The following is a 13,268-nucleotide window of genomic DNA, read 5'->3' as shown; positions in this document are numbered from 1 at the left end:
GCCCAACTGTATTGAGTCATGTACTCCCCTTGAAATGCGCTTCTAGCAGCTATCCCCCCCTATTTTGAAATCGAAAAGATCACATTTTACCTTGCTCACGTCAATTCCCAAGGCTCCACGTTGCTTTATAAGCACATTTTCAATTCCGTTTTTCTTAAAAGTATTGCTTAAGTCTGATTGAAGATTCTTCATATACGATGCTTTAGATGACAGATCATCGTCATCTTCCCACAGAATGCTCATTGCTTCCCCAACAGTGCACATTCTACCCTCTTTATCTACAAGGATAGCTAGTAGTTCTTTAGTCTTTTTATAGCCAAATTTTATTGGTATATCATCCACAAATATCTCGAAAGATCCAAAAGTTTTGATATCTACAATCTTTTTTTCATCTTTTATCGGATGTCTTAAGTTTTCAAGAGTTTTCCTGACTTTATCCTCTGTGCAGGGTTTTAATATATATCCACTGACATACATGTCAAATGCTTCTTCCATGTATTCTCTATATCCTGTAGAAAAAATAATGTTTATATCTGGATGTATTTCTATAAGCTTCTTGGCTATATCTATGCCATTCACTTCATACATTTCTATATCTAGAAAAGCTATGTGAACTTTATTAGTCAGTGCATAATCAATAGCCGGATCAGTATAGGAAAACCCTGTTACTGTCGCATCCGGCAGTATTCTTTTAAGCGTATTTACAATTCCTTCGAGTGCTAATTGCTCATCGTCAACAGCAATTATATTCATCCTCTACTCCTATCTCTTATAAACACACTCCCACTTAATTATACCCGTAAATTCGCAACATATAAATACAGGAGGCCGTTTTTGGCCTCCTGTAAATTATTACATTTTTATAAAGTAAAATAGTATATATCAGTTGCTCTTTCTTCTGCTATCAACGATGATTGCAAAGATAATGAGTAATATAATAATTGTTATAAGGTACAGTGCATTCTGTACGTTATAAGCGTTCTCTACAGTCTCAACTGTCTCAGGAACTACAACTGTTCCAACTGCTACATTTGCTACTGCTTCGCTGTAGTTATCATCGTAAACGATGAGATAATCAGAGAAACGATCTGTCTCAAATGTAAGTGTTGTGTTGTCATCGTCAAGGTCATCGAGTACTGTGCACTCACCATCATAGTTTCTGATTACGAAGAACTTTCTGTCAGCCTTCTTGAGGTTTGCAGGAACATCGATTGTAATCTTAATCTGGTTGTTAGCTTCTGCTACGTACTGCCATTCTCCTAAGTTGTGGCACTTCTCAAGAGAAATGTCAATGTACTCGCCCTTTGTAAGTGTTGAGTGTGCCTTCTGTAAAGTCTGGATTGTATCTTCAAACTGTTTCTTGTGCTGTGTGCTTACTTTCTCCTCGTTAGGAGTAATACGAAGTCTGATCTCCATTGAGCCACCATTATTAACATCGTAAAGCTCTGCGTTTGTAAGACAAGCTGCTGCTAAAACGTTGATGTTCTCAAGCTCGTAGCTAATCTGTGACTCTGAGTCAGATATTACTTTATACTTTGTGCTTGATGATGACCATTCACCAGTACCATTTATAAGGTTTGTAAGCCAAGACTCAACCTTAATTACGATAGAACCATCACCGAAAGATTGTGTTGCACGCTTAGCTGTTGTACTTGTAACATCAGCTGCCATTGTTGCAAATGCCTTGTACATATTTGTCAACTTATTTGTTAACTGGCCATTATTCTGTCTCTCATGAAGGATATCAAGTCCAAAAAGATCTTCTTCGTTGTTACCAGTCTGCTTATTTGTTGATGCTGTAGTTGTCTTCTTTGTCTTTACTTCTTTTTCTTCCTCTATAGGCTCTTCTACTGCCTTCTTCTCTGTCTTTTTAGCCTTAACAAATACTACTTCTTCTTTTGCTTCACCCTGGTATACTGGAGCTTCGTCAATCACGTCATGTCTTGTGTTTGCTGCTAAAATAGCTCTTGCCTGTCGTCATCTTCGTTCTCATCATCGTTGCTAACAAGGATAGAAACGAACTCGTTTACAAAATCGTCAGCGTGCTGCTTAACGCTCTTTGCTCTTCCGAGAATTTCTGAATATGTGAGACATGGATTAACTGTGTCGCCCATAATTCCGGTATTCTGTGCTGTATACTTGTCATCGATAAATCTCTTAACTACTTCTGCAAGATTGTTGTAGATTTCTTCACTTGCAAGAATCTGATCTGTATTTGCTGCTGTTGCGTCTGCAAAAGGATTTGTATCGCCAGCAAATTTTACATGTGCATTCATGAATGCATCTGCTGCGTTATTAACGTTGTTTGTTACCTGTGTCTTTTTTGTTCCAAGATTTGTTCCAAAGTTATTTCCCATGTAAGCCTGAACATTTGATGGAACCTTTGTATACTTGGAATTAACATTAACGATTGCATCATAATTGTTTACATCGTCAGGATCTGCTGTAACTGCTGCGTTGTTATTCTTAAGCCAAATTGCTGCATTAAGCTTATCCTTAAGATCTGCGAGCTCATCTGCTGTTACTTCTGGGTTTGCGGATCCTTCGCTAATTGCTCTCTGAAGATTTACAATATCATTATTGCTTACTGTTCCAGCATTTATCATTGCTGCATTGTCTTCTTCCCAAACCTTCTTGGCAAGACCTGTTGTATCAACTGTGATAGTTTTTGTTGTATCTCCAAAAGCGACTGAAATTGTGTTGTCGCCTACTCTGTAATTTAATGTATCATCAACTAATTTACATCCGCCTACTTTGTAAGTATCATTACCTATATCAATTGTCATGTTCAGATACTTACCTACTTCAGATTCTTGTATCTTAAAGGCACCTGTACCCATATCTGCAAACTGCTCTTCGTTTACTGTTGCCTTAAGACTTGCTGCTGTAATTGTATCTAAACTATATGTATAAACTCGGCCAAAGATATATGAATATGATCCACTGGTATTAAATGCTTGTGCTCCACTCCTTGAACACCAATATGCCATCAGATTATTAAAATCTTTAAATTGAGCATTGTCTTCTAACCCTCGTACCTGATAAAGAGTTCCTGATTTGCAAGTATCAAACCCAGTTCCTTTTTCTTCTACATTTACGTTATTAATTACATTACTTTCAGTGTATGTTGCCCCCTGTGCTTTAAGCTGATCGATTGCATAAGTGTTCTTATTACCAAAGCTATATCCGCTTACTACTTTTGATTCATAAGAATTAAGCTTGGCTGTTCCCTGTGGTACACCGATCACTGCACTATTAGCATCAAGTTTTTCGTATGTATAAGGAACAAAATAGTAATCTTTATTAGGAGTGATTTCTGTAACTTCTACAAAATTGTAATAAACTGTTGTTTCCACAGTATCTGATCCTGATCCAGAGCCTGATCCACTTCCTGAGCTTGATCCTGAACCAGAAGAGGACCCAGAAGGAGTACCCTTCTTAATAATATTGATTATTCCACAATCCAGATCATAAGTTACATCGTATACATTTGTATCAATTCCTGTAAGATCAAAATCTTCTATTGAAAGAGTTACATCGCTATCATCGCTACGGTAGAACATGATTGTTGTTATTTCATCCTTGGTTCCTGCTGCTGTGTAGTGATAAACAGATGTCTCATATCCTGCAAGTCTTCCTGTTCCGTCTGTTGTCTGATCACTAATTGCAGTAGAAGCTGCTGTAAAATCATCAAAAGAAATTGTTACCTTAGGTGCTGGTGTGCTGTTTTCGCCCCCTGCCGGAGGATTGCCTACTGTTGTGGCGCCGTTACTTCCTTGCTCTCCGCTGCCTACTGTTGTGCCACCGTTGCTTCCGCCTTGCTCTCCACTTCCTGCTGTTGTGCCACCGTTGTTTCCGCCTTGCTCTCCGCTTCCTTTATTTTCACCTGTATCTCCGTCGTTTCCATCATTTAATTCTGTATCATCATTATCTGTTGCAAATGATGTAACTGAACTTGTATACATCAGTCCTACAGAAAGAGCCGATGCTGCTAACATGTAATACAATCTTCTTAACTTGCTGTAATTATTTCTCTCCTTCATAATATTGATCTCCTTTTCATATCAAAAAGCTCTTCCGTGAGCCACCATGTACAAATTCAAGTTATTTTTTGTTTTATGTTGAGAACACATTACTCCCTAAATAGTCACAAAAAGGTCACAAAAAAGGCCAAAAACACACGTTTTTGACCTTTTTAATAATTGTTTAATTATTCAATCAGATTTGCATTAGATTTTGATATTGTCAGTTAATTTTTTGATTCACTTGTTTTATTCTTTTTATTTCAAGTTTCTATTTTGTCCCCTGTTTGACATGAAATTATCAATTTTTATCCATTTATAACAATTCTTATTGTCTTTATCTCATAAGCTTCCATATATAAGCTGAGTTTTTTATCTGCATCAAAATACCGCATAGCAGCTTCACTAAGCCTTTTTTCCAAAAGATCACACTCATATACTTCTGCAATAGAAATATCTCTTCTTATGTTAGAAAACAAAATAGCATTTACCTGCCTGCTTCTTCCATGGCCTTCGTGAAGCCTGATTATAATATCCCCAGAATCCTCTGCCAGCTTGATAGCATCAATATACACACCCTGGCTATCACCAAGATCAATTACCGCTTTCTCTATATCTTTTACCAGGTTATAAGCAGATCTCTTTTCTTCGCCTAATATAGAAGAAAGAGAATCATTCTTAGGAACATAATAGTGGCTCTCACCATTTAAAGCCTCTGCTTCTTCTATTATATTGCCCTCTCTATGATCACCTGGATGTGGCAAAAGAGAATACGTAAACTCGTGCTCTCCCTGATCAGCGTTAGGATTAGGGAATATTCCTGACTTAATCAGAGTAAGTCGCATCAGCTTTTCCTTTGCATCATATCCATATTTGCAGTCGTTGAGCACAGCAACGCCGTAATTTCCTCCATTTCTATCAGAAATATCCATCCACCTATGGGCGCAGCATTCAAATTTAGCCCTATCCCAGCTATTATCCCTTGATAGATTTCTTTTTATGTCACCATACTGAATCTCGCAGGTAATCTCCCTAGAATCAATATTCACAGGGAATGCCGCCTTTAGCAGGATCTGATGCTCATGCCAGTCCGCTTTAGTTCTAAAATCTATGCGCCTTTCATCATTTCTTATAACTATGGTCTGGCTAATCGTAGAACTGCAAAACTTCCTCAGAAGCTTCAGGTGAAGCTCACAAAAATCCCCGTCTAAGCCGCTACTTTCCTCACCAAAAACTGTTTCAGAAATGTCCACAAATGAGCCATCTTTCTTATATGTTAAGACAGATATCTCACTTAAATCTGTTATATCAAAAGATATGTCTTCAAAATTCGCATCAATATTCCAGGCATCATACTCAAGTGGTTCATCCTTAAAAGCGATGAGTCTATTTAGCGACGTTTGTGTCATATCTCTGATCTCGCCACCGATTTCCTTATCGTAGAGGCTTATAATTTCCCCTTTTTCATCAAAAGAAATGACATAGTAGTTAGTTTCTATTTTAAGTCCCCTGACTCCTTCAGAAGCACCTCTGATAATTATCCCGTTAGTAGATTTTTTAACGGCCTTTTTGTCACTTTCTTTATCTGTAATATTAAAAACCAAAATTGCTCTCTTAATTAGCTCTTCAACAATGTGAATTCCACGCTTATAGTCCTCTTCAGAAACCTGATATACTTCCTCAATTGAGGATCCTGGCAGAATATCATGGAACTGGTTGAGCATAAGTATCTTCCAGGCTTCCATAAGCTCTTTCGCAGGATATTCAAGGCCTGCCTCCAGATGAGCATATGTCAAAAGAATTTCAGCTTCCTTAAGAAGATGCTCAAGTCTTCTATTGTAGCGCTTATTTTTGCCCATAGAAGTATAGGTTCCCCTGTGGAATTCTAGGTATAATTCGTCCTCCCACACAGGAACATTATCGCTTTTTGAAACCTTTTCCAGTAGTCCATCCATGAACTCAGTCACAGATTTCTGCACAGTTACTGGGCATCCAGGGATACCTTCCCTAAGCCTTCTGTCCTGTTCCAGCATCTCCCAGATTGGACCGCCGCCTCCATCGCCAAAGCCATAAACTGTCAGCGTCTCATCCGTAATATCTTTTTCCCTGAAGGCTCTCCAGGTTCCCATAATCTGGCTTGCATCCTGTCTGCCATTATAGGTATAATTCAGGATTCCGCCCTCTTTCATGACCAGATCGGCCCTTGGAAGGTCGCAGGTAGTGATCAGGTATGTTGGAACCATGCTCCCATCAATTCCCTTCCACATAAAGAGATCATGAGGCATTCTATTAGTGTCATTCCAGGCAAGTTTGGTGGTTACAAAGGCCTTAATTCCACTTTTTTTCATAATCTGTGGCATGGCTGCGCTATATCCAAATACATCAGGAAGCCATAAAATATGGCTATTTACGCCGAAAACTTCCTGGAAATACCTTTTTCCATACAAAATCTGCCTAACAAGCGATTCTCCGCTTGTTAGGTTGCAATCAGCCTCAAGCCACATAGCCCCTTCTGGCTCAAAACGGCCCTCTTTTACTCTTTCCTTGATTTCCTCAAAAAGCTCAGGCTCATCTTCCCTTACAAATTCGTACATCTGAGGTGTACTGGCCATGAAAAGATACTCTGGATACCTCTTCATAAGCTCCATTACTGTTGAATAGCTTCTGATAACCTTTTCTCTAGTCTGTCTGATGGGCCATTTCCAGGCAACATCAATATGAGTATGACCCGTACTAGCCACAATTTGATCAGATTTCTCTGTTCCATAGAGATTTTTATGGAGAAAAGCTGACATATCTGTCATACTCTCTTCTGCATAGCCTGCACCGCTCTTGGCAGGCTTTAGCGCTTTAACTGCTTCCATCAAAATGTTCAGAATTGTTTCTGCGTGCAAAACATCTACTGGCTGAACACTTTCGATAGCTTTTTTGTCGCTCAAAAGATCAATGGCATTTTTTCTGGAATCTAGTCCCAGCATTGCTTTTGCAGCGCCAAAAGCGACAGATATGTCATAAAACGCATTCTTGGAAACTTCATCTAGTGCCGCCAGTTCCATTTTCAGATAATTACTATTTTGAGATAAATTTGAATACCCATAGATAGCAATATCAACAACCCGATCAGTACCTTTTTTCCAGTCATCTACGTCATAAATACAGACACTGTTATGGTTCATATCCATTCCACTTCGCCTGATACCATTAATATAAACAAGCATCTGAGGATTATCAGTATTCCAGATGTCATCAGCGCCAGTGCTCAGGAAAAAGAAAACCTCTCTACCCGAAAATTCCTCTGGAATAACTACCTTCACCCTGAAAAGATCATGCCCATCAGGTTCTCCCCAAAGGCCGCCGTTACTAAATTCTTCCCAGTTCAGGCAATCTCCAAGCAGCTCTTTTCGCTGTCCATAGCCAACTTTTTTGTGCCTTATTCCGGCGCCATCCATAACAGTTGTTATATCTGTTCTTAGCCCAAACATCTGGGTTTTAAGTCTATTTGCAAAGCTTTCAATCTGCTCTAATCTGTTATCCATATACAATCCCCAACTGGTTAAGTTGCCTTTTTAGATACTCTTCCTTCTTACATGAGCTTTATCTTGAAGCACAAAGGCATATCTGATTTGAAACTCTCAGAAGCCTTAATTGTCATTTCCTCACCGTTTCTCTCAAAGGAAAGCTCTTCACCTGTAGATAAAAGAGTAACCTTATCAACCAGGAGCCCTCTCATTTTCTCTGTTCTGAAAGCCTTGATCTTGGCATCCTGAACTGCCGGACGCATCCAGTAAGCATATACATAGCCACCCTTATATGTAAATCTGAAGTCAGAAGCTGTATACTGCACCTCTCCAGCGTCTGCAAAAGAGCCACTGGCGATCACGCTATCACCCTCCTTGTACTGGCTCCAGTAGCTGGTTTCATAGATTCCTTCACCGTTAACAGAAAGCCACTGTCCCATATCTGAAAGAGCTCTCTCATCCTCCTGAGTGAAGGTTCCATCAGGCTTTGGCCCAAGGTTGAGGAGGAAGTTACCATTTTTGCTAACTGCATCAATAAGATCGCAAACAAGTTTATATCCGCTCTTATACTCATTGTCCTTGATATAGCCCCAGGATCTGTTTCCGATAGCTGTATCTGTCTGCCAGTATCTGGGAGAAATATCGTTAAGAGCACCTCTTTCCATGTCAAAAGTAGCAACATCTGGTGGGAAAGCATGATGCTTATAGCATATTGTTACCTCTTTTCCCCACTGCGCAGCACGGTTGTAATAATATGCAGCCAGCTTCTTAAGGTAAGGCTTAAAAGATATATTCTGGATCCACCAGTCAAAATAAAGCATAGAAGGCTGATATCTGTCGATGATCTCTGCAGTTCTCACAATCCAGTCATCAAGCCACTCCTTGCTTGCGCCCTTTGAATCAGGATTCTCAGTACTTGCTGTAAACTGCTCATTCTGCCACTCTGGGCAAAGAACTGCTGGCCCATAAAAGTCGCTGTATTTCTCGTCATTTACATCGCTGTCAAACTCGCGTCCCAGATTCATAAAGAAGTAGTGCTCTGCTCTGTGAGAAGAGCCACAGAAAGTAAGGCCCTGTTTCTCACACTCTTTTTTTAATTCTCCAGCTATATTCTTTTTAGGCCCCATGTTTGCTGCATTCCACTTGTTGAATTCAGTATCATACATAGCAAAGCCATCATGGTGCTCCATTACAGGAACTACATACTTGGCGCCTGCTTTTTTGAAAGTTTCAATCCATTTGTGCGCATCAAATTTCTCTGCCTTGAACATAGGGATAAAATCCTTATAGCCAAACTTATCCTGGGGTCCATAGGTTTCTACGTGATGCTTAAACTCTCTGCTCTCTCTGTTATACATATTTCTGGAATACCACTCATTACCATATCCTGGCACACTATAGATTCCATAATGAATGAAAATACCAAACTTGGCATTCTTAAACCACTTTGGTGTTTCATGGGCTGAAAGTGACCCCCAATCTGCGCTAAACTTTCCGTTTTCTACTACCTTTTCAATTTCCTTTAAATATTCCTCTTTTGTCATCTGTTATACCCTCTGAAATTATAATAAATAAATGGTTATACATCTCACCATAAATCATTATACAATGGCTCTTCCTACGAATTGTACGCATATTTTGCTCATTTTTAACAGGAAAATGTCACTTTCTATCCAAACGAGTAAAGCGCTTTGCAATATAAGAGCCCACCACCCGGAAAAATGATCCCAGGTAGTGGGCTGTAGTAACATATATGTTATATATTATATATATTTACTTTTCTTTTGCTTCAGTAGCAACAGTTACTTCTGCACCACTGATGTTTACATTCTTATTTACCTTAGCATCATAGGTATTAGCTCTCATGATCTCTGCAAAATCAACGCCTGTTGCCTCGCTCATTGTATCAAATACCTGCTTCATTACAATAGGCATGTTACCAGAAATTCTAGCTGCACCACTCTCGCCGCCTTCACCAGTCTCATAAATATTGATCTTATCAATCTGAGAAAGAGGTTTTGCAATCTCAGCTGCGATCTGAGGCATTACCTTGATCATCATCTCTGCCATAGCTGCGCCATTGTACTTTCTATAAGCCTCTGCCTTTTTCTCCATTGCTTCAGCTTCTGCAAGACCTTTTGCCTTGATGGCTTCAGCTTCCGCACGACCTGTTGCAGCAATACCAGCTGCCTCAGCATCATATTTAGCCTTAATACCTGCGGCCTGCTGTTCAAGAGCATATTTCTCAGCTTCAGCCTTTGCCTTCTTGGCATCAGCTTCTCTTTCCTGCTCGTACTTGGCAGCCTCAGCCTTTCTCTGGCGCTGGATAAGCTCTGCCTCGGCTTTTTTCTCAGCCTGATACTTCTCAGCATCTGCCTTCTTCTCAATCTCAGCAGCAAGTTCCTGCTGCTTTACAAGTACTTCTTTCTGCTTAAGTTCTGTCTCACGCTCAGCTTTCGCAATTTGCGCATTTACTGTTGCTGTAGCAATTGATTTCTGCTGTTCCTGCTGCTGAATAGCATATGCAGCGTCTGCAATAGCGTTTGCAGTGTCAGCCTGCTGCTTAAGCTCTGCCTGTTTAATTGCAAGAGCGTTGTTCTTTTCAGCGATTTCTGTCTGTGCAAGAACTCTCGCATCATTAGCAGCCTTATCTGCCTCTGCCTTGGCAATTGCAACGTCTCTGTCTGCCTGTGCCTTAGCAATTGCAGCATCTTTCTTGATCTTTGCTGTGTTATCCATACCAAGATCACTGATAAGACCATTTTCATCTGTTACATTCTGGATGTTACAGGATAAAATCTCGATACCGAGCTTACTCATATCTCTTGAAGCTTTTTCCATAACCTGATCAGAGAAGCTGTCTCTGTCAGTATTGATTGTCTTAAGAGCAAGTGTACCAATGATCTCACGCATGTTACCCTGTAATGAATCCTGAAGGTCTTCTGTGATCTGCTCTGGATTCTTGTTAAGGAAGTTCTTGGCAGCAAGCTGTATTGATTCAGGGCTTGTACCAATTCTTACCTTCGCAACAGCGTCAACATTAACATTGATGAAATCATTTGTAGGAACTGACTGCTCTGTCTTAATATCAACAGTCATCTGTCCAAGATATAATTTGTCGACTCTCTCAAAGAATGGAACCTTTATGCCTGCACGTCCAATCAGTATCCTTGGCTTCCTTCTGATACCTGAAATAATAAATGCTCTATCTGGAGGTGCTTTTACATACCCCGCTACTATCACCATGATCACAACCAAAATGATTGCAAAAACTGGAATTAACTGTAAAAAATCTAAACTCATACTTTCCTCTCTTTCCTGGGCTGTGCCCCTAACATGTGAAATACACATTTGTTATGAGAAAATGATACCAATCCCTTGAAGGCGGTACATTAGTAGAGTTTGCAGATTATCCGAACTTATTTTTCAATTTTTGCAAAAATCATACGACATTGCTTTAATACCATTATTTTGTTACCATATTATTGTCGGAAATAACAATCAAAAGAGGTAACAAGATGGAAACAAGTAAAATATTGATCGAAGCTTTTGGATACTTAGGATCTGCACTGGTTTTGGTTTCATTTTTAATGGTATCAGTGTTTAAGCTCCGTGTGGTTAATTCCATCGGAAGTATTATTTTCACTATATATGCCTTTATCATTCATTCATACCCTACAGCGATCATGAATGCCTGTCTGGTTATGATAAATATTTATTATCTGATCAAGATGAGCAATACCAAGAAGAACTATGACCTTGTGAAATCTGATACGAATGATTCTCTTCTTAAATACACAATTGACAAGTATAAAGAAGATATCATCAAGTGTTTCCCTGGTATCAATATGGATTTTGCTACTGCTAATTCTGGATATGTTGTGTGTCACAACGGTAAACCAGCAGGAATAATGCTGGGTGAACTCAAAGATGGTGTTATGGAGGTTTTACTTGACTACTCCATTCCAGAGTACAGAGACTTCTCAATTGGTCAGTTCCTGTTCTCGAAGCTCCCTGAAGACGGTATCAAATCTCTTACTTACAGGGGTTCAGATGAAAACCACAAGGCTTATCTTACTAAGACAGGCTTTGTAAACATGGGTGGTTACTACGAAAAAACTTTTTGATCAAGATTCTAATTCCGTATCTGATCAGCATTGTTTTAACGAGAATATAGTAAGAGGCGGCTTTAGATATCATATGATATTCAAAGTCGCCTCTTTTTCTCTTGATTTTACTGCTGTGGATTAACATTCTTCATCATATTGATGGTTTCAATATCGTTGGCTGTCAGCTTGATATTAGATTCAAGGACCTTTCCATCTGGTGTTGTGACCTTAACTGCAAATACTGTGCCTTCTGTTACAGCGTTGTTGCCAACTGCCTGCATAAAGGGAAGTACCTTGGGATGATCCTGCTGAAAAAGACCAAATCTCTGCTGAAGCTGCATTAGCAGCATTGGATTCATGTTCATTGTACTTTGTTCCTTTCCCTAAATAATAAAGTCATTCTACCATAAACATAGGAAAATAGTTAGTTAAAAAATAGACAGGATTTTTTGACTGAAATCAAATTCTTTTGATTTTTAAGGGACTATAATGCCAATTGCATACTAAATGTATGCGCTTACATAAATATAATATCTTGTTTAAACATACAAGGAGGAAAAATATATGTACGGATTTGGAGATATGATCCAGAAACTTAAGGAGAACCCTAAGACTATCGTTTTCCCTGAGGGAGAAGACCCTAGAATTCTCGAGGCAGCATCAAGACTTCTTGCTGGTAATTTCCTTAAGCCAATTCTTTTAGGTAACCCAGACGTTATCAATAAGTCAGCAGAAGATGCTGGCTACAATATCAGAGGTGCACAGATCATCGACCCTGAGAACTATGACAAGTTCGACGAGATGGTTGCTGAGTTTTGTGAGCTTAGAAAGAGCAAGGGAATGACTCCTGAGAAGGCTATTCCTATGCTCAAGCAGACAAACTACTTTGGTACAATGCTTGTTAAGATGGGCATTGGTGACTGTCTTCTTGGAGGTGCTACATATTCAACAGCTGATACTGTTCGTCCAGCACTTCAGATCATCAAGACCAAGCCTGAGAACACAATCGTTTCTTCATGCTTTATTCTTGTTCGTCCTTCAGCAACAGGGGACAACGAGGTTATAGCTATGGCTGACTGCGGTATCAACATCAATCCTAACGAGGATGAACTTGTTGAGATCTGTGGCGAGACAGTAAACTGCGCTAAGAGATTTGGCGTAGAGCCTAAGGTTGCATTCCTTTCATTCTCAACTAAAGGATCTGCCAAGGATGACACAGTAACTAAGATGCAGAACGCAACCAAGAAGGCTCAGGAGAGATATCCAGAAGTTCCTATCGATGGTGAGCTTCAGTTCGACGCTGCTGTTTCTCCTCGTGTTGCCAAGCAGAAAGCTCCTGGTTCACCAGTAGCAGGTCATTCTAACACATTTATCTTCCCTGATATCAATGCTGGTAACCTTGGTTATAAGATTGCTCAGCGTATGGGCAACTTTGAAGCTTATGGACCTATTCTTCTTGGTCTTAACGCTCCAATCAATGATCTTTCACGTGGATGCAATGCTATAGAAGTTTATTCTATGTCAATCATTACTGCTTCACTTGCTTAATAAATATTGAATCTTTTTGGCCACCGTGTATAATAAGCGGTGGTCAATTTTTTTGCATACAATATATGATA

General features: G+C 39.5%; 9 protein-coding genes. 2 read left to right on the top strand and 7 right to left on the bottom strand.

Annotated elements, in window-relative coordinates:
• Nucleotides 1–42: 42 nt before the first annotated feature.
• The 6 genes from BLO53_RS03295 to BLO53_RS03270 all read right to left on the bottom strand — a co-directional run bounded on the left by BLO53_RS03295 (nt 43) and on the right by BLO53_RS03270 (nt 10,843).
• On the bottom strand, nt 43–753 hold the full coding sequence (locus BLO53_RS03295; protein WP_092059092.1) for a response regulator: 711 nt from the start codon (nt 751–753) through the stop codon (nt 43–45).
• A gap of 129 nt (nt 754–882) precedes the next feature.
• Nucleotides 883–1,935, bottom strand: a complete 1,053-nt coding sequence (locus BLO53_RS03290; protein ID WP_092059091.1) for a hypothetical protein — start codon at nt 1,933–1,935, stop codon at nt 883–885.
• Nucleotides 1,936–1,955: 20 nt separating this feature from the next.
• The gene (locus tag BLO53_RS03285) at nt 1,956–4,043 is read right to left on the bottom strand and encodes a hypothetical protein (protein ID WP_092059090.1); all 2,088 of its coding nucleotides are present in this window, start codon (nt 4,041–4,043) and stop codon (nt 1,956–1,958) included.
• A gap of 287 nt (nt 4,044–4,330) precedes the next feature.
• Complete coding sequence (locus BLO53_RS03280) at nt 4,331–7,558, bottom strand: alpha-mannosidase (RefSeq protein WP_092059089.1); 3,228 nt, start codon at nt 7,556–7,558, stop codon at nt 4,331–4,333.
• 47 nt (nt 7,559–7,605) lie between these two features.
• Nucleotides 7,606–9,084, bottom strand: a complete 1,479-nt coding sequence (locus tag BLO53_RS03275; protein WP_092059088.1) for an alpha-L-fucosidase — start codon at nt 9,082–9,084, stop codon at nt 7,606–7,608.
• A 229-nt stretch (nt 9,085–9,313) separates the two neighbouring features.
• Nucleotides 9,314–10,843 (bottom strand): flotillin family protein, encoded by a 1,530-nt coding sequence (locus BLO53_RS03270; RefSeq protein WP_092059087.1) that lies wholly within the window; start codon nt 10,841–10,843, stop codon nt 9,314–9,316.
• A 215-nt stretch (nt 10,844–11,058) separates the two neighbouring features.
• Here BLO53_RS03270 and BLO53_RS03265 point away from each other — a divergent pair, with 215 nt between their 5' ends.
• Nucleotides 11,059–11,667: a YgjV family protein gene (locus BLO53_RS03265; protein WP_092059086.1), complete on the top strand. Its 609-nt coding sequence runs from the start codon at nt 11,059–11,061 to the stop codon at nt 11,665–11,667.
• 107 nt (nt 11,668–11,774) lie between these two features.
• On the opposite strand, the gene BLO53_RS03260 is transcribed toward BLO53_RS03265, so the two are convergent.
• On the bottom strand, nt 11,775–12,014 hold the full coding sequence (locus tag BLO53_RS03260) for a hypothetical protein (RefSeq protein WP_026489664.1): 240 nt from the start codon (nt 12,012–12,014) through the stop codon (nt 11,775–11,777).
• A gap of 199 nt (nt 12,015–12,213) precedes the next feature.
• Here BLO53_RS03260 and pta point away from each other — a divergent pair, with 199 nt between their 5' ends.
• Entirely contained in the window at nt 12,214–13,197 is a 984-nt protein-coding gene (gene pta, locus BLO53_RS03255; protein WP_092059085.1) for a phosphate acetyltransferase, read from the top strand.
• The last annotated feature ends 71 nt before the right edge of the window (nt 13,198–13,268 follow it).

This window comes from Butyrivibrio sp. INlla14 (assembly GCF_900102515.1).
Classification (GTDB): domain Bacteria; phylum Bacillota; class Clostridia; order Lachnospirales; family Lachnospiraceae; genus Butyrivibrio.
The sequence above is the reverse complement of the archived record's forward strand: the minus strand, read 5'-3'. Positions and strand labels throughout refer to the sequence as shown.

Excerpts from the sequence above, each read along its gene's own strand:
- BLO53_RS03260 (WP_026489664.1), bottom strand. The coding sequence starts at position 12,014 with ATGAACATGAATCCAATGCTGCTAATGCAGCTTCAGCAGAGATTTGGT.
- BLO53_RS03295 (WP_092059092.1), bottom strand. The coding sequence starts at position 753 with ATGAATATAATTGCTGTTGACGATGAGCAATTAGCACTCGAAGGAATT.
- BLO53_RS03265 (WP_092059086.1), top strand. The coding sequence starts at position 11,059 with ATGGAAACAAGTAAAATATTGATCGAAGCTTTTGGATACTTAGGATCT.
- BLO53_RS03285 (WP_092059090.1), bottom strand. The coding sequence starts at position 4,043 with ATGAAGGAGAGAAATAATTACAGCAAGTTAAGAAGATTGTATTACATG.
- BLO53_RS03275 (WP_092059088.1), bottom strand. The coding sequence starts at position 9,084 with ATGACAAAAGAGGAATATTTAAAGGAAATTGAAAAGGTAGTAGAAAAC.
- BLO53_RS03280 (WP_092059089.1), bottom strand. The coding sequence starts at position 7,558 with ATGGATAACAGATTAGAGCAGATTGAAAGCTTTGCAAATAGACTTAAA.
- pta (WP_092059085.1), top strand. The coding sequence starts at position 12,214 with ATGTACGGATTTGGAGATATGATCCAGAAACTTAAGGAGAACCCTAAG.
- BLO53_RS03270 (WP_092059087.1), bottom strand. The coding sequence starts at position 10,843 with ATGAGTTTAGATTTTTTACAGTTAATTCCAGTTTTTGCAATCATTTTG.